21 protein-coding genes are annotated in these 20,984 nt (G+C 60.4%); 16 read left to right on the top strand and 5 right to left on the bottom strand.

Features of this window, described 5'->3' with window-relative positions:
* Positions 1-191 precede the first annotated feature (191 nt).
* The 11 genes from pqqA (at position 192) to QQF73_RS02760 (ending at position 10,587) form a co-directional block, all read left to right on the top strand.
* Positions 192-263 (top strand): pyrroloquinoline quinone precursor peptide PqqA, encoded by a 72-nt coding sequence (gene pqqA / locus QQF73_RS02710; protein WP_007153157.1) that lies wholly within the window; start codon positions 192-194, stop codon positions 261-263.
* A 56-nt stretch (positions 264-319) separates the two neighbouring features.
* Positions 320-1,249 carry a pyrroloquinoline quinone biosynthesis protein PqqB gene (gene pqqB / locus QQF73_RS02715; RefSeq protein WP_285367144.1) on the top strand — a complete coding sequence of 310 codons (930 nt, stop codon included), beginning with the start codon at positions 320-322 and terminating at the stop codon, positions 1,247-1,249.
* Positions 1,246-2,001 carry a pyrroloquinoline-quinone synthase PqqC gene (gene pqqC, locus QQF73_RS02720; protein WP_219866965.1) on the top strand — a complete coding sequence of 252 codons (756 nt, stop codon included), beginning with the start codon at positions 1,246-1,248 and terminating at the stop codon, positions 1,999-2,001. Before pqqB ends, pqqC begins: the two co-directional genes overlap by 4 nt.
* A complete protein-coding gene (gene pqqD / locus QQF73_RS02725; protein ID WP_219866964.1) occupies positions 2,001-2,276 on the top strand; it encodes a pyrroloquinoline quinone biosynthesis peptide chaperone PqqD in 276 nt (91 codons plus the stop codon). The genes pqqC and pqqD overlap by 1 nt, the downstream gene beginning before the upstream one ends.
* Entirely contained in the window at positions 2,273-3,421 is a 1,149-nt protein-coding gene (pqqE, locus tag QQF73_RS02730) for a pyrroloquinoline quinone biosynthesis protein PqqE (RefSeq protein WP_219866963.1), read from the top strand. Before pqqD ends, pqqE begins: the two co-directional genes overlap by 4 nt.
* A complete protein-coding gene (locus QQF73_RS02735) occupies positions 3,387-5,309 on the top strand; it encodes an alpha/beta hydrolase family protein (RefSeq protein ID WP_285367148.1) in 1,923 nt (640 codons plus the stop codon). The genes pqqE and QQF73_RS02735 overlap by 35 nt, the downstream gene beginning before the upstream one ends.
* Before the next feature lie 43 nt (positions 5,310-5,352).
* Complete coding sequence (ercA, locus tag QQF73_RS02740) at positions 5,353-6,516, top strand: alcohol dehydrogenase-like regulatory protein ErcA (protein ID WP_219866961.1); 1,164 nt, start codon at positions 5,353-5,355, stop codon at positions 6,514-6,516.
* Positions 6,500-8,254 carry a PAS domain-containing hybrid sensor histidine kinase/response regulator gene (locus QQF73_RS02745; protein ID WP_285367150.1) on the top strand — a complete coding sequence of 585 codons (1,755 nt, stop codon included), beginning with the start codon at positions 6,500-6,502 and terminating at the stop codon, positions 8,252-8,254. Before ercA ends, QQF73_RS02745 begins: the two co-directional genes overlap by 17 nt.
* A 69-nt stretch (positions 8,255-8,323) precedes the next feature.
* Positions 8,324-8,605, top strand: coding sequence for a hypothetical protein (locus QQF73_RS02750; protein ID WP_218635610.1), 282 nt, complete (start codon positions 8,324-8,326; stop codon positions 8,603-8,605).
* Positions 8,606-8,671: 66 nt separating this feature from the next.
* On the top strand, positions 8,672-10,048 hold the full coding sequence (locus QQF73_RS02755; RefSeq protein ID WP_285367152.1) for a class II fumarate hydratase: 1,377 nt from the start codon (positions 8,672-8,674) through the stop codon (positions 10,046-10,048).
* 56 nt (positions 10,049-10,104) lie between these two features.
* Positions 10,105-10,587 (top strand): CDP-archaeol synthase, encoded by a 483-nt coding sequence (locus tag QQF73_RS02760; RefSeq protein WP_219866958.1) that lies wholly within the window; start codon positions 10,105-10,107, stop codon positions 10,585-10,587.
* 11 nt (positions 10,588-10,598) lie between these two features.
* Here the strand turns inward: QQF73_RS02760 and QQF73_RS02765 are convergent, their stop codons facing one another.
* Entirely contained in the window at positions 10,599-11,573 is a 975-nt protein-coding gene (locus QQF73_RS02765) for a metallophosphoesterase (protein WP_219866957.1), read from the bottom strand.
* Positions 11,574-11,789: 216 nt separating this feature from the next.
* Here QQF73_RS02765 and msrA point away from each other — a divergent pair, with 216 nt between their 5' ends.
* Together msrA and msrB are read left to right on the top strand one after the other, a co-directional pair.
* The gene (gene msrA / locus QQF73_RS02770; protein ID WP_285367156.1) at positions 11,790-12,446 is read left to right on the top strand and encodes a peptide-methionine (S)-S-oxide reductase MsrA; all 657 of its coding nucleotides are present in this window, start codon (positions 11,790-11,792) and stop codon (positions 12,444-12,446) included.
* 11 nt (positions 12,447-12,457) lie between these two features.
* Positions 12,458-12,883 (top strand): peptide-methionine (R)-S-oxide reductase MsrB, encoded by a 426-nt coding sequence (gene msrB, locus QQF73_RS02775; RefSeq protein WP_219866955.1) that lies wholly within the window; start codon positions 12,458-12,460, stop codon positions 12,881-12,883.
* A 27-nt stretch (positions 12,884-12,910) separates the two neighbouring features.
* Here msrB and sorU read toward each other — a convergent pair whose 3' ends face one another.
* Together sorU and sorT are read right to left on the bottom strand one after the other, a co-directional pair.
* A complete protein-coding gene (sorU, locus tag QQF73_RS02780; RefSeq protein ID WP_285367159.1) occupies positions 12,911-13,231 on the bottom strand; it encodes a SorU family sulfite dehydrogenase c-type cytochrome subunit in 321 nt (106 codons plus the stop codon).
* 63 nt (positions 13,232-13,294) lie between these two features.
* Positions 13,295-14,521, bottom strand: coding sequence for a SorT family sulfite dehydrogenase catalytic subunit (gene sorT / locus QQF73_RS02785; protein WP_219866953.1), 1,227 nt, complete (start codon positions 14,519-14,521; stop codon positions 13,295-13,297).
* 199 nt (positions 14,522-14,720) lie between these two features.
* Between sorT and QQF73_RS02790 the strand changes: the two genes are divergently transcribed.
* Entirely contained in the window at positions 14,721-15,485 is a 765-nt protein-coding gene (locus QQF73_RS02790; RefSeq protein ID WP_285367160.1) for a lysophospholipid acyltransferase family protein, read from the top strand.
* Positions 15,486-15,507: 22 nt separating this feature from the next.
* Here QQF73_RS02790 and QQF73_RS02795 read toward each other — a convergent pair whose 3' ends face one another.
* Complete coding sequence (locus tag QQF73_RS02795; RefSeq protein ID WP_285367162.1) at positions 15,508-16,491, bottom strand: calcium/sodium antiporter; 984 nt, start codon at positions 16,489-16,491, stop codon at positions 15,508-15,510.
* A gap of 9 nt (positions 16,492-16,500) precedes the next feature.
* Entirely contained in the window at positions 16,501-17,751 is a 1,251-nt protein-coding gene (gene nhaD / locus QQF73_RS02800) for a sodium:proton antiporter NhaD (RefSeq protein WP_219866950.1), read from the bottom strand.
* A 327-nt stretch (positions 17,752-18,078) separates the two neighbouring features.
* Here nhaD and mqo point away from each other — a divergent pair, with 327 nt between their 5' ends.
* Both mqo and QQF73_RS02810 read left to right on the top strand, forming a co-directional pair.
* On the top strand, positions 18,079-19,560 hold the full coding sequence (gene mqo, locus QQF73_RS02805; protein WP_285367165.1) for a malate dehydrogenase (quinone): 1,482 nt from the start codon (positions 18,079-18,081) through the stop codon (positions 19,558-19,560).
* A 155-nt stretch (positions 19,561-19,715) separates the two neighbouring features.
* Positions 19,716-20,948, top strand: a complete 1,233-nt coding sequence (locus QQF73_RS02810) for an ATP-grasp domain-containing protein (RefSeq protein ID WP_219866948.1) — start codon at positions 19,716-19,718, stop codon at positions 20,946-20,948.
* The last annotated feature ends 36 nt before the right edge of the window (positions 20,949-20,984 follow it).

A 20,984-nucleotide genomic window follows, 5' to 3' on the forward strand; every position in this document is an offset into this window, starting at 1 on the left:
CAGGGCCTTTTTTGTACCCCGGGACCGGTCATCGGCGCGGTGGAAAATGCGCCTTTTGAACCCCGAAAAACAGTGCCAAAGTAGCATATGGGGGCTGGTTTGCCGCCGCTACGATGGTTAGTGAGTTATCGGCTAGACTGATAATGCAGCATCAACGCCTAACAACGACGACAAGACAAGAGGTGAGCATTATGTGGACCAAACCAGCTTACGAAGATCTGCGCATCGGTTTCGAAGTCACCATGTACTTCGCCAATCGCTGAAACGAGACGACGGCCAGCTCTCACACGCTGGCCGTTTTCGTTCCGGAGTTCCGTTCATGCAGATTCATGTCCTCGGCTCCGCCGCCGGCGGTGGCTTCCCCCAGTGGAATTGCAATTGCGCCAACTGCGACGGCTTCCGCAAAGGCAATCTTAACGCTCGTGCCCGTACCCAGTCCTCCATCGCTGTGAGTGAAGATGGTGAGTACTGGATCCTGTTCAATGCCTCCCCGGACATACGTGCCCAACTGGCCTCGTTTGCGGCCATGCAGCCGGCACGAGCCCTTCGCGATACCGGCATTGAAGCCATCCTGCTGATGGACAGTCAGGTTGATCACACCACCGGATTGCTGTCTCTGCGAGAGGGTCTGCCCATGGATGTCTGGTGCACCGAGCAGGTACACGAGGACCTGAGTGGTGGCTTTCCGCTGTTTCGCATGCTGCAACACTGGAACGGTGGCCTGAACTGGCGACCGGTCAAGGCCTCGGAGCAGGAGACGTTTACCATTCCTTGCGCCCCGTCCATTCGGTTGACGGCCATCCCCTTGCTCAGCAACGCACCACCCTATTCGCCACGCCGGGATAAGCCGCATCCCGGCGATAACATCGGGATCTTTCTGGAAGACACCCGCACCGGCAAAACGGTGCTCTATGCCCCCGGCCTGGGCGAGCCGGACCAGCGCATCCTGGACTGGATGGACAAAGCGGATGTGATGCTGGTTGACGGGACCGTGTGGCACGACGATGAGATGATTCGCCAGGAGGTGGGCACCAAGACCGGACAGGCCATGGGGCATCTTGCCCAGAGTGGTCCGGGCGGGATGATCGAGGTGCTGGATACAATGCCGGCCCGACGCAAGATTCTCATTCACATCAACAACACCAACCCGATCCTGAACGAAGACTCGCTTGAGCGTGCCGAACTGGCGCAACACGGTATCGAAGTCGCCTGGGACGGGATGCACATCGATCTGTCGGGGAAGCCATGAACGCCATCGCCACCACCGCCATGAACCGCCAGGATTTCGAGCATGCCCTGCGGGACAAGGGACGCTTCTACCACATCCATCATCCCTACCACAAAGCTATGTACGGCGGTCAGTGCACACCGGAACAGATCCGTGGCTGGGTCGCCAACCGCTACTATTACCAGATCAACATTCCCCGGAAAGATGCCGCGATCATGGCCAATTGTCCGGATGCCGGTGTGCGGCGGATGTGGCTGCAACGGATCCTGGATCACGACGGCCACGACGGTGACGAGGGGGGAATCGAAGCCTGGCTGTGTCTGGCGGAAGCGGTGGGGCTCACCCGCGACGAGGTCATTGACCAGCGCCATGTCTTGCCCGGTGTCCGGTTTGCCGTCGACGCCTATCTGAATTTTGCCCGGCGCGCGACCTGGCAGGAAGCGGCCTGTTCCTCACTGACTGAGCTGTTCGCTCCGGAAATCCACCAGTCACGCCTGGACAGCTGGCCCCAGCATTATCCCTGGATCGAGGAAACCGGCTACAGCTATTTCCGCAAGCGTCTGTCCGAGGCCCGGCGCGATGTGGAACACGGGCTCACGATCACGCTGGATCATTTCACGTCGCAGGCCGATCAGGCCCGGGCCCTCGACATACTTCAATTCAAGCTGGATATCTTATGGTCTATGTTGGATGCGCTGACTATGGCTTACATGCATCAGACGCCGCCGTACCACAGCGTCACCGATCAGCAGGTATGGCACCGGGGGCTGTGATGGATGACGTGATGGCCCGGACCCCGAAATTTCGCCGGGGCTTCCGCTTCCAGTGGGAGCCGGCCCAGGAGTCCTATGTGCTGCTGTATCCGGAGGGCATGGTCAAACTCAATGGCAGCGCCGGCGCCATCCTCAATGAGGTCGACGGCGAGCGCAGCGTGGCCGAGATCGTGGCGTCACTGGAACGACAGTTCCCGGACGCCGGCAGCCTCGGTAAGGACGTCACCGAATTCCTGCAGGATGCCAAGCAAAAACACTGGATCGAACTGACATGATGGCCGTTAAAACTGCTCAGGGTTCGCCCTCTGTGGGCCCGCCACTCTGGCTGCTGGCGGAGTTGACCTATCGCTGTCCGCTGCAGTGTCCCTACTGTTCCAATCCGCTCGACTTTGCCCAGACCGAGCAGGAGCTGAGCACCGAGCAGTGGGTCAGTGTGCTGCGTCAGGGGCGCGCCATGGGCGCGGCCCAGCTTGGCTTTTCCGGTGGTGAACCGCTGGTGCGACCGGATTTGCCCGAGTTGATCGCCGAGGCCCGGCACCTTGGGTACTACACCAATCTGATCACCTCCGGACTGGGCCTGAATGAGGCCAAGGTGGCGGCATTTGCCGACGCCGGACTGGATCATATCCAGGTCAGTTTCCAGGCCTCCGATCCGGAGCTGAACAACGCGGTTGCCGGCTCGCGCAAGGCGTTCGACCAGAAGCTGGCGATGGCGCGGGCGGTGAAGGAAGCCGGTTACCCGATGGTGCTGAACTTCGTGATTCACCGCCACAACATTCACCAGATGACCGACATTATCGATCTGTGTGACCGGCTGGGCGCGGACTATGTCGAGCTGGCCACCTGCCAGTATTACGGCTGGGCGTTCGAGAACCGGGAGGGCCTGATGCCGTCCAGGGCCCAGCTGGAGAAGGCTGAGGCGGAAGTGAACGCTTACCGTCGCCGGCTGGAGGCGGATGGGTCGGCCATGAAACTGATCTTCGTGACGCCCGACTATTACGAAGAACGCCCCAAAGCCTGCATGAACGGCTGGGGCAGCCTGTTCCTGACGGTAGCCCCGGATGGCACCGCACTGCCGTGCCACAGCGCCCGGTTGCTGCCCATCGAATTCCCCAACGTGCGGGACACGGAATTGCGAACCATCTGGTACGACAGCCCCGGTTTCAATCACTACCGAGGCGACAGCTGGATGCCGGAGCCCTGCCGCTCCTGCGACGAGAAAGGCAAAGACTTCGGCGGTTGCCGCTGCCAGGCCTACCTGCTGACCGGAAACGCCGACAACGCCGACCCGGTCTGTAGCAAGTCATCCCATCACGATCGGATTCTTGCGGCCAGGAGAGCCGCGGATCACGCCACGGCCGGCATCGAGGAGTTAACCTTCCGAAATGCGAACAATTCACGGCTTTTCTTTCGGGGCTGAATGCGCCGAATCCGATAACGCCTTCGCGAGTGCGAATAACACTCGACCGCCCCTCAGTGCCTGGCAAGCCGCCGCTGCGCTCACACAGCGGGGCGACCTGGCGGTCTCCGACTCGGGCGTTTTCTGGCTGGAGTTCGATCCGGCCCTCGGTGGTGCCGTGATTGTGGGCCTGTCGGACCGAGGCATCACCAGGCCCGCCGGCTCCCTGCAGGTACGCAGCCGGGTCAATGGCTATGGTGGCGGCGCCCTGTGTGCCGGTGCCGGTTGCCTGTACGCGGTATCGGAACAGCAGCAGGTGGTGCGCGTTGGTCTCGATGACTGCAGTCAACGGGTCCTGTTGACGACTGAATCCGGAGCCTTTGGCGGTCTGGTGGCCGATACCGGTCGCTCGCGGGTGCTGGCGGTGCGGGAGGGGAATGCCTGCCAGCAGTTGGTCGCCATGGACGACGCGGGGCACCTGTCGATTCTTCACCAGGGGCAGGATTTCTACAGCGCTCCGGCGCTGTCACCGGATGGCCGCAAATTGGCCTGGGTCAGCTGGCAACTGCCGGACATGCCCTGGATTCAGTCGACACTCTGGACCGCGGAGATCAACGACGACGGCTCCCTCTACAACACCCGGGCCTGGGCACCACCGGTCGAGGCCAGCGTTCAACAGCCGGTGTTTTACGGCGAGGATTTATGGTTGCTCTCGGATCATGAGGGCTGGTGGCAGCCCTACCGGTTCCTGAACCAGGACAGAGTGGGCGTCTGGTCGCCCACGGATGCGCCGACCCTGGATCATGCCAACGCCCCCTGGCAGCTGGGTGAACGGCACCATTGCGGTTTGCCCGGGGGAGGCTGGGCGCGGGTCCGTTATCGGCAGGGCGTCGCCGAGCTGTGGCTGCAGCGGCTGGCAACGGGAGCTCCGGAGCGGCGAGCCTGTCATTTCACCGATTTTCGCTGCGTTCAAAGTGTTGGCGACCACGTTTATTGCGTTGCCCGATCCGATGTCACGCTGGATGCCGTGCTGAAAATTTCCGCAACGACCGGAGAGCTCCAGGTTTTGGCCGGAGGCGAGGTGCCCTGGGAGACCTGGCCGGTGGTGCGCCCGCAGAATGTCTTCGTTCCGGCGGATAGCGGTGGGAGACTGCCCGTTCAGGGATTCCTGTACCGCCCCGAGCCGATGGCCGATGAGCTGCCGCCGCTTATCCTGATCGCCCACGGTGGGCCGACATCGGCCGCTTATCCGGTGTTCAATCCCCAGATTCAGTTCTGGTGTCAGCGGGGTTTTGCGGTGGCGGAAATCAACTACCGGGGCAGTACCGGGTTTGGCCGCGCCTTCCGGATGGCCCTCGCCGGTCGCTGGGGGGAGGCCGATGTCGAGGATATGGGGCGTGCAGCCAACCATCTGGCGCATCTCGGTCTGGTAGACGGTGATCGGGTCTTCATTCAGGGCCGCAGTTCCGGCGGCTACACCGCGCTCATGGCGCTGGTGCTCAGCGACCGGTTCGCCGGCGGTGCGAGCCTGTACGGGGTGACCGACCCGTTGCGGCTGCGGGCCGCGACCCACCGGTTCGAATCCGGTTACCTGGACTGGTTGCTGGGCCCGCCCGAGGCTTTCCCGGAGCGCTGGCAGGATCGCACCCCCCTGAACCGCGCCGCCAGCATCAACGCTCCGGTGGTGTTCTTCCAGGGCGGACTGGACCAGGTGGTGGTGCCCGAACAGACCCGCGCCATGGTCGGAGCGATCCGGGCGACGGGCGGAGCGCCGGAGCTGCACTGGTTTGACGGCGAGGGACACGGCTTTCGCCAGCAGAGCAGCCAGGCCGGCGCCATGGAATGGCTCTGCAGTTTTTACCGGAAACATGGCAGAAATGCCGATGTCCGGGCCGATAACTTGAGTTAAACTCTCGGGTATTCCTATAACAACAAACTGTCGAGAGCGCCCGATGAGTCACGACATATCTGCTCTGCGCAAGTTCGTTTCCCCGGAAATCGTTTTTGGTGCCGGGTCACGAAAATCCGTTGCCAACTTCGCCAGCAACTTTGGCGCCAGGCACGTGTTGCTGGTGTCCGATCCCGGGGTGGCGGCCGCCGGTTGGGTCCAGGAAATTGTCACCCTGCTGACCGACGCCGGCATCCGCACCACTGTGTTTACCGGCGTGTCACCCAACCCCAAGGTCGCCGAGGTGATGGAGGGGGCCGAACTCTACAAGTCCAGTGAGTGCGACGTGATTGTCGCCATTGGCGGCGGCAGCCCGATGGATTGCGCCAAGGGGATTGGCATTGTTGCCACCCATGGCCGAAATATCCTGGAGTTCGAGGGAGTGGACACCATCTCGAACCCGTCCCCGCCGCTGATCCTGATTCCGACCACCGCCGGTACCTCCGCCGATGTGTCCCAGTTTGCGATCATTTCCGACCCGGATCGCCGGTTCAAGTTTTCGATCATCAGCAAGGCGGTTGTCCCGGATGTGTCCCTGATTGATCCGGAAGTCACGGAAACCATGGATACCTACCTCACCGCCTGCACCGGTGTTGATGCCCTGGTGCATGCGATCGAGGCGTTTGTGTCGACCGGCAGCGGGCCGTTGACGGACACCCACGCCCTTGAGGCGATTCGCCTGATCAACCGCAACCTGGAACCGCTGATCAGCAACACGTCCGATCCGTTCCTGCGGGAACAGATCATGCTCGCTTCCATGCAGGCAGGACTGGCCTTCTCCAACGCCATTCTCGGTGCGGTGCATGCCATGTCACACAGTCTCGGCGGCTATCTGGATCTGCCCCACGGTCTCTGCAACGCGCTCTTGCTGGAGCACGTGGTGGCGTATAACTACAGTTCTGCCGAAGACCGGTTCCGCAGGGTCGCGGAGGCCATGGATATCGATACCCGGGGCATGGGCCGGGCGCAAATCAAGCTGCGCCTGATGCAGCGCATCATTGAGCTGAAGAAGCGGGTGGGGCTCGAAACGAGCCTGGCGAAACTCGGCGTCTCGGTCTCGGACATACCCTACCTGTCGGGCTTCGCCCTGCAGGATCCCTGCATTCTTACCAATCCCCGCAAATCGTCGTTGCGGGATGTTCAGGTTGTCTATGAAGAAGCCCTCTGACGACCAGGATAGTGGCTACGGAATTGGCGATCTGCTCGGGCTGGGAAGCCAGTCCGTGCGCAAGAACTATTACCCGGCGCTCCAGGACCGGATCGACGAGCTGGAGCAGGAGCGAAACCGATACAAGTGGCTGTTTGAGAACGCCCTGCACGGCATCTTCCGGGCCAACCTCCGCGGTGGTTTCCTCGACTGTAACCCGGCCATGGCCCGCATCTGCGGGTACCCGAACGCCGACGAGCTGAAGCAGCGGGTGATCCGGCTGCGGGAACAGCTGTTCTGCAGCTCCGCGGAGTTTGATGCCGTTCGCCAGGAACTGCTCGATGAGGGGCGTCTCAGTGCCAGGGAAACCCGGTTGCGGAGGGCGGATCAGACCCCGGTGCATGTGGCGCTGACCCTGTTGCGCCGGCCCGACCTGGGGCCGGAAGTGGTCGAGGCCTTCGTCGCAGATATTACCGAACGGGTCCAGGCGCGGCAGAAGCTGGAGCAGCTGAATCTCGATCTTGAACGGCGGGTCGAGGAGCGCACGGAGGCCCTGCAGAACGCCAATGTGGGCCTGCGGTACCAGATCGAGGAACGGGAAAAGGTCGAACGCGAACTGGTGCTCGCCATGGAGGCAGCCCGAGAGGCCAACCGCAGCAAAGACAAATACCTGGCCGCGGCCAGTCATGACTTGCTGCAGCCGCTGAATGCCGCCCGGTTGATGATCTCCGCTTTGCAGGATAGCCGACTGCCGCAGCAGGAAAGCCGGATGGTGCACCAGGTGCATCGGGCCCTGGAAGGCGCCGAGGACCTGCTGGCGGACCTGCTGGACATATCCAAGCTGGACCAGCAGGCGATGCAGCCGGACCTCGTGATCACCGATCTGGGGGCCCTGCTCAAGGGGTTGGGCGAGGAGTTCGATGCGGTCGCCACCAACGCTGGCTTGGATTTCCGGGTCCATACCCGGGCGGCGCTGGTCAGAACCGATCAGCGCATGCTTACTCGCATTGTGCGTAACCTGTTGAGCAATGCCTTTCGCTACACCCGCAGCGGTGGTGTCCTGTTGGGACTCCGCCGCCGTGGCGATCAGTTCCGGATTGAAATCTGGGACACCGGCGTTGGTATCGAGGCCGGTAAACTGCGGGATATCTTCACCGAGTTCCATCAGTTGTTGCCGCAGGGCACCGGCGGTCGTCAGGGCGTCGGGCTGGGGTTGGCCATCGTCGAACGGATGGTTCGGGTTCTGGGCTACGACATCGACGTGGCGTCACGACCGGGAAAAGGCTCCCGGTTTATGGTCAGCCTGCCGGTGGAACACACCCTTCAACGCCAGTCGGTAGCGCAACCCCAAAGCCTTCAGGCCTTCGACAGCGGTTTTAACGGCGCCCGGATCCTGGTGATCGACAACGAGCCGGCCGTGCTTGAGAGCATGCGTTTATTACTGGAACAGTGGAACTGTGCGGTGCTGGCGGCCCCCGGTGAAGCCGGTGCGCTGGCGCTCCTGGAGCGGCTTGGAACGGACGCCGCGCCCGCGGTGATTCTGGCCGACTATCACCTCGATGATGAGTTGACCGGTTGTGAAGCGATCCATGCCGTGCGCCGCAAACTGGGGCGCGACATTCCCGCGGCCGTGATTACCGCCGACCGCAGTGACGACACCCGGCGCCTGATGCGTGCCCAGAATCTGCCTATCCTGAACAAGCCGGTCAAGCCGAACCGGCTGCGCGCACTGCTGACGAGTCTGCTCTCAACCACTTGAAACGGTGGGGCGGGGAACGACTACACTCATGTAAGGATGATCCGTTGTTCAACTACAGGGGGAGCAACCATGAGTGCCCAGGAATCCGGACTGACTAACCATGAAGTGACCATCTGCCTCGCTGGCGGTGCTGTTCTCGGGCCGTTCAATGCAACCTGGACAAAGAACGAGGGCGGAGACGTAAGGGAACTTGTGCGGGAATACGATGCCTTTCTTCAGGGCGAAAAGCAGCACCGGTTCAAGTTTCACCTTCACGACACCTACACCAACACGGTGCATACCCTGATTGTGAATTTTGAGCAGGTGACGGGCATTTGTGATCATGTCCGGCTCCGATCGAATTCCGGCTGATACAAAATAGCCGGAGTGCCGTAGACGCTGACAATCCCGTGTGTAAATGGATAGACAGGAGGGAATATGAGCGAGTATCGAACCGAACGGGACAGCCTTGGTGAAGTCCATGTGCCCGCCGAAGCGCTTTGGGGAGCCCAGACCCAGCGGGCGGTGGAGAACTTTCCGGTCAGTGGCCAGCCACTGCCTCCGGCCTTTATTGCGGCCGTTGCTTACATCAAGTGGGCCGCAGCAGAGGCGAACGCCAGCCTGGGGCTGCTGGAGAACGACCTCCGGGACGCCATCGTTTCCGCCTGCGAGGCACTGGTGCAGGGTGAGTTTTCGGATCAGTTTCCGGTCGACCGCTATCAGACCGGCTCTGGCACCAGTACCAACATGAACGCCAATGAAGTGATTGCGGCAATTGCCGGAAAACAGGGGGTGGAAGTGCATCCCAACGATCACGTCAACATGAGCCAGAGCTCCAACGACGTGATTCCGACGGCGATTCATGTCAGCGCCGTCATGGCGGTGAAGCAGAAGCTGATTCCGGCATTGACTCATCTGCGCGGGATGATTTACGAACGCGAGGCAGAGTTTTCGGAGCAGGTCAAAACCGGGCGTACGCATCTGATGGATGCCATGCCCGTCACGTTGGGGCAGGAGCTTCGGACCTGGCGGGAGCAGTTGCTGGCCACTGAAAAGCGGGTTGAGGCTGCCGCGGACGAGCTTTTGTCGGTACCGCAGGGCGGCACGGCTGTCGGCACCGGGGTCAATGCGGCGCCGGAATTCGCCGAGCAGTTCATCAAGTTCCTGAAAGCCAACACCGGCCACGGTTTCCGCTCCCTGGACCACAAGTTCCTGGGACAGAGTGCGGTCGATGCGCCGGTTGCGCTGTCTTCCCAGCTGCGGGGCACTGCCATCGTACTGACCAAGATCGCCAACGACCTGCGCTGGATGAACAGTGGTCCGATTCATGGCCTCTCCGAGATCAGCCTGCCGGCCCTGCAGCCCGGCAGCAGCATCATGCCTGGCAAGGTGAACCCGGTTATCCCGGAGTCGGTCGCCATGGTCGGTGCCCAGGTGATGGGGCTCGACAGCGCTGTCGCCATTGCCGGTCAGTCCGGGAACTTCCAGTTGAACGTGATGCTGCCACTGGTCGCAGGGAATCTGCTGGATATGCTGGACCTGCTCAGCAACTCGGCCAACATGCTGGCTGACAAGGCTATCCGGGACTTCAGCGTCAATGCCGAGAACCTGGATGCCGGTGTGGGGCGCAACCCGGTTCTGGTGACTGCGCTGAACCCGGAGATTGGTTACAGCCTGGCCGCTGACATTGCCAAAGAGGCGTATCGAACCGGGCGCCCGGTGATCGATGTGGCGGAGGAGCGCAGCGGGCTCAGTCGCACGCGACTGGAGCAGTTGATGGACCCATTGAAGCTGACGCGCGGCGGCATCGCCTGAATCTGCGGCACCGCTGATGGATTGGTGAGGATCAGGCCGAGAAGGAGTTCGAGTACTTGCTGATATCACTGGAGTTGTTTGTGATGCTGGTGCTCGCCAATGGCGTACCGGTGGTTGTGGCCCGTGTCCTCAAGCGGCACTGGGCGGCACCAATTGATGGCGGCCGGCGGTGGCGGGACGGTCGCCCGATCCTGGGTACCAGCAAAACCTGGCGCGGCCTGATCTCCGGTTCCCTTAGTTGCGCCCTGTTTTCCCTGTGGGCCGGCCTTGGTTTTGCCTTTGGTCTGCTGTTCGGTCTGCTGGGGCTGATGGGCGATCTTGTCAGCAGCTTCACCAAGCGCCGGCTCGGGCTGGACTCGAGCGCAAGGGCCCTGGGTCTGGATCAGATTCCGGAATCGGCGCTGCCAATGGCATTGGCGGCGATCTGGCTGCCAGTTAGCTGGTGGAGCGCGTTGTTGATCGTGGCCCTGTTCACCGCCTCAAACATACTGTTTTCGCCACTGCTATACCGGCTGGGCATCCGTCGCCACCCCCACTGACCTTTAGCTGGTCACTGGGGACCTCGGGTGAGGGTATGGACCGTCACCTCCGGGGGACAGTTCAGCCGGACATTGACGACCGAAGTGCCCGAGCCCGGAGACGTATAGCCCTGCATGCCATTGGCCTGCCAGTACCCTCGGCCGAGGTGGCGCGGGCAGTCCGAATCCAGTGTCACCGGTATGCCGCCCGGCAGGCAGATCTGACCGCCGTGGGTGTGACCGCAGAGGAATACGTCGTAGCCGGCGTGCGCGGCTTCCCGCCAGATTTCCGGGGTGTGGCTCAGCAGGATGCTGGTGCCGTTAAGGGGAATGTCGTCCCCCGCCCGATGCAGGTTGTGCACCTTGTAGAAATGGGCGTCGTCCACGCCAGCAAGATAGATCTGCGCGCCGTTGTGCTCGATGGGCAGCATTTCGTTCATCAACAGTGAATAGCCCATGTCCTCAAGGCCAGGCACCATGCGGACGCTGTCGTGATTGCCCAGCACGGCATAGGCCTTGCCGCGAATGGCATCACGCAGCTGCAACATACCCTCCAGGGCCTCGTCCACCGGGCCCCAGGTCAGGCGTCGATAGTCGCCCGTGAGTACGCAGAGATCATAGTCCAGGGGCTCAATCTGGCGAATCACGGCCTTCAGATTGGCCTCGTCCATGTCCACATGCAGGTCGGTCAGATGAAGGATGCGGAAGCCCTCGAAGGCTGCCGGAAGATCAGGCAGGCGAAAACGGTTGTAGACGGTGTCGATGCGTCGGCTGTTATCCTGTCCGCGACCGAAGAGACCGACCAGTTTCAGGCAGAAACGTATGAAGCCAGGCGCGTTGGCGACGTTTTCCAGGTGGAAGGAGGATCCCCGGCGGCCGAACACGAGGGCCTCGGCTTCCCGTTCGATGTTGAGTCTCTGGCGCGCGTGGACCGGTCCCAGCCTGAGGCTGAGGCGATACTCCAGCAACTCATCCTGATTTTGAGGTGTGCGAGCCCTTGCCGTCATCTTTCTGTCCTTGATGTGCCGAACGGGCGATTGTCAGATCGCATAGTGGCAAACCCTGCCTGTCAGTATGGTTGGCGCTCCGGGGTATGCAACCAAACGAACGCAATGTTCATGTTCGGACGCCCCGACTGAGCCATTGGTAAAATTACACCGTAACAGCCACAATCTTGAACATTGAACGCCCCCAATCAACCGCATTTGAGAATCGAGGACATCATGGTGACATCGTGCGATATTCCAGGGCTGAATGTGCCCCGAAGCCGTTTCCCCGACCCGGAGCAGGATCTGCCGCAGACTGACACTGAAGCCCGTCTTGTCCTGGGTGGCGGCTGCTTCTGGTGCGTTGAAGCGGTATTTCTCGCCATGGACGGTGTCAACAAAGTGGAATCAGGCTATGCCGGAGGCAGCGCCGAAACCGCCAATTATGAAGCCGTCTGCACCGGAACAACCGGCCACGCCGAAGTCGTGGATATCCACTATGACCCGTCGAAAGTCAGTTTCGGGGCGCTGCTTAAGGTATTCTTCTCCGTGGCGCACGACCCGACCCAACTGAACCGCCAGGGTAACGACCGGGGTACCCAGTACCGCTCGGCGGTATTCTACGAAACGCCGGACCAGAAACAGATTGCCGAAGCCTACATCCAACAACTGGATGCAGCCGGCGTTTATCCGGCGCCCATAGTAACAACGCTCGAGCCGCTGGAAGCGTTCCATCCGGCTGAGGCCTACCATCAGAATTTTGCGGCGCGCAATCCCTATCAGCCGTACATCATGGCGGTGGCTGCCCCGAAAATGGAAAAACTGGTGGACAACTACGGCGATCGCCTGAAACCGGAGTACGTCGATAACGACTCTGACAACAACACGGCCTGAAGAGGTAAACGATGAGTGTTTCTGCTACGGGTTACGACCTGACACCGCTGACCAAAGCGCAAATCGATGAGAGGGCAGCCGACCTGACGCCCGAAGAGCGCCAGGTGCTGCTTGATCACGGCACCGAGCACCCGTTCTGCGGCACCCTGCTGGACAACAAGAAGAGCGGAGCTTATCACTGCCGACTGTGTGATCTGCCATTGTTCAGTTCGGATTCGAAATTCGATTCCGGCACCGGCTGGCCCAGCTTTTTTCAGCCTTACGATCCGGAGCACATCCGGTATCTGGAAGATACCAGTCTGGGTATGGCGCGTACTGAGATTCGCTGCCCGCGGTGCGATAGCCACCTGGGGCACGTCTTCCCTGACGGTCCGCCGCCGACCGGTCAGCGTTACTGCCTGAACTCCGTTGCCATGGTGTTCAAGGAAAACGGGTAACAGGAAACGGGGCGAAAGCCCCGTTTTTTATGGGCTGTTCCCCGTCACCGAGGCCACGTAGTGGGCGACCGCACGGATCTGCTCCTCCGAGAGCGAATCACTGAATGCCGGCATGAGGCCCACTCCGCCTTTCACAGCATTCTGGACCTGGGTCTCCGAGGGGGCCAGTTCATCGAGGTTCGGACCGATTTCACCCGCAGAGCCGGCATCCGAGAGAGTGTGGCAGATGGTGCAGGACGGCTGGGCCAGTTCCATAAAGACTTTCTTGCCCTGTTCGACCAGTTCGTCCGCGGTGGCGTTGGTGGCCAATAAAACCCAGGCAAGGCTCAGTGCTGAATGCTTGATCATGGCTTCGATCCAGAAAGGCGATGACAGGGGCGGCCCAGGCTGCGCACCGCCCCCCATTTGGCTTTAACTGACGGCAACGGTCACGCCATGGTCGCTCCAGCCGTTGTGGCCATAACCTCGCTCATTGTCGATCCGCCCCTCCGGCTGGCTATTGCCCTCGACATCGGTCGCCTTGCTGACGATCCGATATTCGCCCGGCGACAGGTCGGTGGCCATCACGAATGGCCGCCAGGCGAAGGGGCCCAGGTCCGGCCCGAGAAAACGTGCGGCCTTCCAGGACTTGCCGCCATCGATCGAGACCTCGACTTTGTCCAGGGGAACTGTGCCACCCAGCGCCACGCCGTAAATCATGTTGCGTCCGCTGGTCCCGGTTTCGAGGGGGGAAGTGACCCAGGACTTCACGTTCATCTCCCACATGGACGGCTGGTCCGGCGATCCCTTCTCGCCAACATCGCGGATGCGGTAGCTGGAGGCCTGGATCTTCACGTCGGTCTGGTTCTCGGTAAAGGCGACCTGTTTGACGTATTTGACGTTATTGACGCCGTAGAATCCCGGCACCACCATCCGCAGCGGGCCGCCGTGAGTCAGGGGCAGAGGTTCGTCGTTCATCTCCCAGGCCAGCAGGGCGTTTTCCAGGGCCCGGGTCGGCACCGAACGCTCCACTGTCACCTGTTTCGGATCCAGCCCATCCGGCAGCTCCTCGCCGCCGGTACTGGTGATGTATTCCATACCGTCGGCCATGCCACCAAGGGCTGCCACTACATCCTTCAGGGGGACACCGGTCCACATCACGCAGCCGGCCGCACCAACCGACCACTGGGTTCCTCCGGCGCCATGTGGAAAGAAGGCGCGGCCATTCCCTGAGCACTGCAGCACCGACGCTGTGGTTGTGACGCCGATGTCCTTGAGCTCGCCGATGGTCATCGTTTTCGGGTTCTTCACGCCCTCAATCCGGACCTCCCAGGCGTCCCTGTCGGCGACGATGGACTCGGGAGGGGTCGGCAGGTTGTTGCGGACGAACAGCCGGTCGCTCGGTGTGACGACACCCTGGCCAATGGCATCCCGTCGGGTTTCCATGGTGTTGGTGCTGTGGACGATGAGCGCGTTCCGTTCCTTCCAGGCGGCGTAGTCAGGCAGGGTCTTGGGTTCTTCCGCTTTCGCCAGTGGCGCGAATCCCAGCAGGCTAACGGCGGCCATGGCGCCGGCGCTGCCCAACAGAATCTGGCGTCGCCCCTGGTTGATAAGCCCGGGGTCATTTGCACCCCGCTGAATGCTGGTTCCCTGTTTCATGATCCGTCTCCCTCGGTCTTGTTATTTTACGGTTGACTCTTCGCTGAGGCGCTACCTGAAGCAAAGAATATCTTTATTACTTATAGTGCCTGATCACTTAATGATCAATCCGGGGGGTGGTTATTCAGAGCCGCCGCGAGTCGCTATAATCCGCGGCGGACGCGAAGGACCCGGGGATATCTGGAACGGTGGTGTGCTGATGATTCGACTGAAAATGAACCCGCTGACGGAGTCTGCCACGCTGCTCCGGCGCGCCGGGGTGGTGCTGGGCTCGGTGGGCTTAACGGCCCTGTATTCGCTGCTGATCCTGCTGAGGGCGCTGTTTGGCAGACTGAACCGACCTATTGTGGATCAGTATTGCCGGGAATGGTCGGCGGCGCTGTTGCGACTGGTGCGGGCTAGTCTGGCGGTGCGGGGGGCGGTTCCGGATTTCGGGGACGGCCGCCGCTACATCATCATGTGCACCCACGCCAGCCACTACGACATTCCGGTGACCTTCGTCTCGCTCCCCGGCTCCATCAGGATGTTGGCGAAGAAAGAACTGTTCAGCATTCCTCTGCTCGGTCACGCCATGCGGGCTGGAGAATTTCCCTCCGTGGATCGGTCCAACCGCCAGCGTGCCGTGGAAGACCTCAACCGCGCCCGCGCCATGATGGAAAGCGGCATTGTGTTATGGGCGGCACCGGAAGGCACGCGTTCGCCAGACGGCAAACTGCTGTCCTTCAAGAAAGGCTGTTTCCATCTCGCCCTGGATACCGAGGCCGTGATCGTACCCGTCGCCATCCGCGGGATTCATCGTGTGCTGCCGGCGCGGACCTGGCAGATCAATCTGGGTCAGCCGGTCGATGTTCGTGTCGGCACCCCCCTGGACACGGCCGGCAAGACCAAGGCGGATCTCGAGGAGGTCATGACCGACGTGCGGGGCAGGCTTGAAGAGTTACTGGGCAACGGCGAGGCAGAGTAACTGACCGCCGTTGCGGGGGGGGTCACGCCGTGGACGCGGATACCACAGTGGAAAACAGGTAGCCGGTGTAGGCCACGTAGACGACAAGGAGGACGGCGCCGTCCGCGCGACTCACGAGTCGTCGCCAGCCCGTGAGGCCAGAGCCCATCAACAGCAGTCCTACCGTCAGGGCCAGCATAAGGGTCCAGTCCCGATACAGGACTTCCGGGTCGACCCTCAATGGTTCAATGGCTGCGGCCAGGCCTACGACCGCCAGGGTGTTGAAGATTCCGGAGCCGAGTATGTTGCCCAGGATCAGGTCGTGTTCGTTCTTCTTGACGGCGGCGAGGGCCGAGGCCAGTTCCGGCAGCGAGGTACCGATGGCGACGATAGTCAGACCAATAATCAGATCACTCACGCCGAGCGCCTGGGCAATGGTCACCGCGCCCCAGACCAGAAGCCGTGAACTCACGATCAGCAGAATCAGCCCGACCACCAGCCAGACAATGGCCGTTTTCAGAGGCATGGGGTGAGCGATCACTTGCGCCTCCGCCTCGCCAGCGAGAGTATCGTCCTTGCCGCGCAGGCCCTGGAAAATGGACCAGCCCATGACGGCCGCAAACACCGCGAGCAGTACCCAGCCATCAAGGCGCGAGAGCTCACCGTCTATCAGTTGGGCGCCGGCAATCAGCGTCAGTACCACCAGCAAGGGCAGTTCTTTGCGGATCACCTGGGAGTGCACGGCGATGGGGGCGATGATCGCAGTCAGGCCAACGATCAGGGCGATGTTGGTGATGTTCGAACCGTAGCCGTTACCCAGGGCCAGGCCGGGGTTGCCGTCGGCCGCTGCCATCGCGGATACCGCAAGTTCCGGGGCGGAGGTGCCGAAGCCGATGATCACCATGCCAATCAGCAGCGAGGGCATGCCCAGGTGCTTGGCGGTCGCGGCAGCACCCTCGACGAATTTATCGGCACTCCAGACCAGCAAAATCAGTCCGGCAATGATTGCGCCCACAGCCATTAGCATAGAAAAACCTCAGTTGATGAAACGTCCGAGCATGAACACCCCGGCATAGCCCAGCGTGTAGGCCACCAGAAGGTGGGCAAGATACCGCATGTAGGCACCAAAGGTCAGCCCCGGGATTTTGCTCATTGCCACGATGCCGGCGGCGGAGCCGATGAGGAGCAGTGAACCTCCGACGCCGACCGCGTAGGTCAGCCCCATCCACTCGCCCGGGCTCATGGTAATGCCGGCTTTGAGCAGGGCCGCGGTCAACGGCACGTTATCGATCACTGCCGAGAAAATGCCCATCAGGTAATTGGCGTACAGCGGCGGCAATACATCGTAAATGGCAACTAAAGAATCGAGCGCATGGATTTCCTTGAGCATGCCAACCAGAAGCAGGATGCCAAGGAAGAACAGCAACGTCTCGAACTCAATGATACGAATGTATTCGAGGATCGGGTCCAGGTCGGAATCATCGCTCATGAATCGGGATACCAGGAACATGACCGAAAGTCCGAACAGGAAGGTCAGTACCGGCGGTACGCCAAACAGAGCGTTGCCGCTGATTGTGCCCAGGATTGTTAACAAAAACAGTCCGCTGATGACGGCATCGACCGGTCGGATTTCATTGCGCGTGGAACGCAGGGTGACGATACCGGTCAGACCCCGTGACAGGAAAACTGCGAGCACAAATACGGTGATGGACGCGGGGATGGCAAGGGTGAGCAATGTCAGTATTTCCACCTTGTCCGCGAGGAATATCATCAGCGTGGTGACGTCGCCGGTAATCAGTGAGACGCCTCCGGAATTCACCGCGAAGACCACCAGGGTGACAAACTGAAGGCGTTTTTTCAGGTCCAGATCCAGCGACAGGATCAGTGAGCATGAGACTAACGTAGCGGTGATATTGTCTGCCAAAGACGAGAAAATGAAACAGAAAAGTCCGGTCAGAAACAGCAGCTTTCGTTCGCTTACCTGCTTCGGCATGATCAGGTAAATCAGGTTCTCGATCATCCCTTTCTTGTTCAGGTAAGCAACGAAGGTCATAGCTGCGACCAGGAACAACCAAAGACCCGCTATCTCGGCAATGCTTTCAGACAGGCCGGTCGAGATAGCAGCGGTTTCGCCCTCACTTCCGCTGGCAAGAAACAGAAGAATCCAGCTCAGGGTGCCAAAGAACAGCGTCACCTTGGCTTTGTTGATGTGAATGACTTCCTCGAAAATGACGCCAAGCAGCGCCAGAACAGCAAGAGCGATCAGAACAGCTTCTAGGGCAGACATTGGGGAACCCCGTCCAGATTGCAGTTGGAGGGCCGTTTCAGGGGCCCGGAAAAGTTAATGGGGCGGGATTTTAGACCTTTGACCTGAAGCAAACCACTGTTCGTAGTTGACCCATGTGGTGGCAAACGTTGGCTAAGAGTCATGCGCAATGCGAATCGATTGACAATCGCAATTTATTATTTCGGCGAAAATCGGGATAATTGCGCCCACATTCAGACCGGAAGCGAACGGCAGCGCCCTTTACCTTGCGCTTGACCGGCTTTCGACAGGCTCCCCTGCTGATCGTGGGGGAGTACACAGGCTTAATACTAGCTAGGGTATAGACCAATGGCCGTTAGACAGGCAGACGTAGTGCTGGTCGGCGGTGGCGTCATGAGCGCCACCCTCGGCATGATGCTCAGGCAGCTCGATCCGTCCCTGGACATCGTCATGGTGGAACGTCTCGACCACGTTGCCCATGAAAGCACCGACGGATGGAACAACGCAGGTACCGGCCACGCCGGATACTGTGAACTCAATTACACGCCGGAGACCGAGGATGGTGACGTAGCCATCGATCGGGCACTCCAGATCAATGCCCAGTTCGAAGTGTCACTCCAGTTCTGGTCCTACCTGGTGGAGCAGGGCATGTTGCCCGACCCCAAGACCTTCATCAATCGCACGCCCCACCAGAGTTTTGTCTGGGGCGAAAAGGACGTGGCCTTCCTGAAGCGCCGTTTCGAGCGTCTGAGTGCCCATCACCTGTTCCGGGAAATGGAATACACCGAATCCCCGGAGGATCTGGAAGAGTGGATGCCGCTGGTGGTCAAGGATCGTGACCCGATGCAGAGAGTGGCCGCCACCCGGATCAAACACGGCGCCGACGTGGATTTCGGCTCGCTGACCCGCAGCATGGTGAAATACCTCGAAAGCCAGCCCAATTTCGAGCTGATGCTGAGCAGCCCCGTGCACTACATCGACCAGCGCGACAACGGGCGCTGGAAAGTCCGGGTCCGGAACCAGAAGACTGGCGAGCTCACCAAGCTGGAGACGGGCTTTGTATTCCTGGGTGCTGGTGGCGGCGCCTTGCCGATGTTGCAGAAGTCCGGTATTGAAGAGGCGAAGGGCTATGGCGGTTTTCCGGTCAGTGGTCAGTGGCTGGTGTGTCGCAAGCCTGAGATTGTCGAGCAGCACCATTCCAAGGTTTACGGGAAGGCTCCGATTGGGGCGCCCCCGATGTCCGTGCCGCATCTGGACACGCGGATCATCAATGGCGAGCCGGCCCTGCTGTTCGGGCCGTTTGCGGGCTTCACCACCCGATTCCTGAAGCAGGGGTCGATCTTTGATCTGTTCGGGTCGGTCAAGCCCACTAACCTGCGGCCGATGCTGTCCGTGAGCAAGAGCAACATGGACCTGACCCGCTACCTCATTGGTGAGGTATTCCAGTCCCACAGCGACCGGGTCGCATCCCTGCGCAACTTCTTCCCGGATGCCCGCGAGGAAGACTGGGAGCTGAAGATGGCCGGTCAGCGGGTACAGATCATCAAGCAACTGGACGGCGGTGGCGGGAAACTCGAGTTCGGTACCGAAATCGTGGCCGCCAAGGATGGAACGCTGGCAGCCCTGTTGGGCGCGTCACCGGGAGCCTCGACAGCCGCCAATGCCATGCTTGATGTCCTGGAGCGCTGTTTCCCGGAAAGCCTCAAGAACGCTGAATGGCAGGAACGCCTGAAACACCTGGTTCCTTCCTACGGCCAATCGCTGGTTGAGGACGAGGCATTACTTACAAAAGTGCGTGAAAGAACGCTCTCAACGCTCAAGTTGGGCTGATATTCCAAATCGGTATATGTGGCTCTGAAGCACTGTAAGTGCAGGTTTTAAAAACCCGCACTTACAGTGCTTTTTTTGTTTTGGGGCCAGTCAGATTTGCGATTTCTCAAGTAACGCGTAGGGTTAATAGACACCCCACGCAAAGGAGAGAGCCTATGAGCGAGCATAAGTACAATCCGGACAAGGGGTACATTGCACTCCTTGGTTGGAGCTTGAACGCTATAGAAGCCGCAGACAAATTCGACCGTCGTTATGTGGTGGTCGCTCCGGACTGGGCAGAAGCCTACTGCAAAGAGCACGACATTCCCTACGTGCCCTGGAACTTCGAACGCCTCAACGACCGATCCGTCGAAATCGCCCAGACCCTCAAAGATATGGGCGTGGATGTGGCCATTCCGCTGTTTGAGGAAACCGTGGAGTGGGCAGGGGCTATTAACTCGGTCCTGATGGACAAGCCGCGCCTGTTTGGTCAGGCCATGCTGCTGCGCGACAAGGCATTGATGAAGCGTCGTGCCCAGCTCGGTGGTATTCGGGTCGGGATCTTCGAGGAGGCGCACGATAAGGGCGACGTCATCCGTTTCCTGAAACGCGTCAACCAGACACTGCTGAAACTGGACGGTGACCCGAATGACCCGATTCACCTGAAAGCCTTCGACAAGGCCGGGTGCCTGGGCCACCGGGTGATCCGTACGCCCGATGAAGTCGATACCATCCCGGAAGAAGAGTTTCCCGTACTCATGGAGTCCCACCTTGATGGTTGGGAGTTCGCGGTGGAGGCCTGGATCCATAATGGCAAGATCGCGTTCCTCAATATCTCCGAGTACGTGACCCTGGGCTATTCCGTGTTCGTGCCCGCGACGCCGGACCTTGAAAAGTATCGAGACCAGATCCGGGGCGAGATCGAAAAGCTGATCAAGACCTTCGACATCGATTTCGGCTTTATTCATCCGGAATACTTCGTGACCAGCGACAGCACCATGTACTTTGGCGAGGTGGCTTACCGTCCACCGGGATTCAAGGTATTCGAGCTGCTGGAGCGTGCCTATGGTTTCAACGCCTATCAGGGCATGATCCTGACCTTCGATCCCAAGACTACCGCCGAGGAAGTGAAAAACTTCTTCCCGAAAGAGGTAGTGGATGCCAAGGGTTACGCCGGATGCTTCGGTGTCTATCCGCGTCGCCGGGTGGTCAGCAAGCTTGAGATTCCGGAGGAGACCGAGAACCACGAGTATTTCGAGTCTCACGAACTGACCCCGCCGCTGGAGGAAACCGTGACCAAACGGACCGCCTTCGGTACGCATTGGGGACTGATCTATTTCTTCGGCGACGATCCGTACGTCATGCGGGATCTCCTGAAACATCAGGAAGAACTCGATTTCTATGTATAATCAGGAGAAGCTTTAATAACAGACGGGTTTGGTGCA

The organism is Marinobacter albus, from assembly GCF_030238305.1.
In the GTDB taxonomy this organism is placed as follows: Bacteria; Pseudomonadota; Gammaproteobacteria; order Pseudomonadales; family Oleiphilaceae; genus Marinobacter; species Marinobacter albus.

What these genes read in the sequence shown, in the direction of transcription:
- pqqB (WP_285367144.1), top strand. Translation starts at nt 320, where the DNA reads ATGCAGATTCATGTCCTCGGCTCCGCCGCCGGCGGTGGCTTCCCCCAG.
- pqqC (WP_219866965.1), top strand. Translation starts at nt 1,246, where the DNA reads ATGAACGCCATCGCCACCACCGCCATGAACCGCCAGGATTTCGAGCAT.
- pqqD (WP_219866964.1), top strand. Translation starts at nt 2,001, where the DNA reads ATGGATGACGTGATGGCCCGGACCCCGAAATTTCGCCGGGGCTTCCGC.
- pqqE (WP_219866963.1), top strand. Translation starts at nt 2,273, where the DNA reads ATGATGGCCGTTAAAACTGCTCAGGGTTCGCCCTCTGTGGGCCCGCCA.
- QQF73_RS02735 (WP_285367148.1), top strand. Translation starts at nt 3,387, where the DNA reads ATGCGAACAATTCACGGCTTTTCTTTCGGGGCTGAATGCGCCGAATCC.
- ercA (WP_219866961.1), top strand. Translation starts at nt 5,353, where the DNA reads ATGAGTCACGACATATCTGCTCTGCGCAAGTTCGTTTCCCCGGAAATC.
- QQF73_RS02745 (WP_285367150.1), top strand. Translation starts at nt 6,500, where the DNA reads ATGAAGAAGCCCTCTGACGACCAGGATAGTGGCTACGGAATTGGCGAT.
- QQF73_RS02750 (WP_218635610.1), top strand. Translation starts at nt 8,324, where the DNA reads ATGAGTGCCCAGGAATCCGGACTGACTAACCATGAAGTGACCATCTGC.
- QQF73_RS02755 (WP_285367152.1), top strand. Translation starts at nt 8,672, where the DNA reads ATGAGCGAGTATCGAACCGAACGGGACAGCCTTGGTGAAGTCCATGTG.
- QQF73_RS02765 (WP_219866957.1), bottom strand. Translation starts at nt 11,573, where the DNA reads ATGACGGCAAGGGCTCGCACACCTCAAAATCAGGATGAGTTGCTGGAG.
- msrA (WP_285367156.1), top strand. Translation starts at nt 11,790, where the DNA reads ATGGTGACATCGTGCGATATTCCAGGGCTGAATGTGCCCCGAAGCCGT.
- msrB (WP_219866955.1), top strand. Translation starts at nt 12,458, where the DNA reads ATGAGTGTTTCTGCTACGGGTTACGACCTGACACCGCTGACCAAAGCG.
- sorU (WP_285367159.1), bottom strand. Translation starts at nt 13,231, where the DNA reads ATGATCAAGCATTCAGCACTGAGCCTTGCCTGGGTTTTATTGGCCACC.
- sorT (WP_219866953.1), bottom strand. Translation starts at nt 14,521, where the DNA reads ATGAAACAGGGAACCAGCATTCAGCGGGGTGCAAATGACCCCGGGCTT.
- QQF73_RS02790 (WP_285367160.1), top strand. Translation starts at nt 14,721, where the DNA reads ATGATTCGACTGAAAATGAACCCGCTGACGGAGTCTGCCACGCTGCTC.
- QQF73_RS02795 (WP_285367162.1), bottom strand. Translation starts at nt 16,491, where the DNA reads ATGCTAATGGCTGTGGGCGCAATCATTGCCGGACTGATTTTGCTGGTC.
- nhaD (WP_219866950.1), bottom strand. Translation starts at nt 17,751, where the DNA reads ATGTCTGCCCTAGAAGCTGTTCTGATCGCTCTTGCTGTTCTGGCGCTG.
- mqo (WP_285367165.1), top strand. Translation starts at nt 18,079, where the DNA reads ATGGCCGTTAGACAGGCAGACGTAGTGCTGGTCGGCGGTGGCGTCATG.
- QQF73_RS02810 (WP_219866948.1), top strand. Translation starts at nt 19,716, where the DNA reads ATGAGCGAGCATAAGTACAATCCGGACAAGGGGTACATTGCACTCCTT.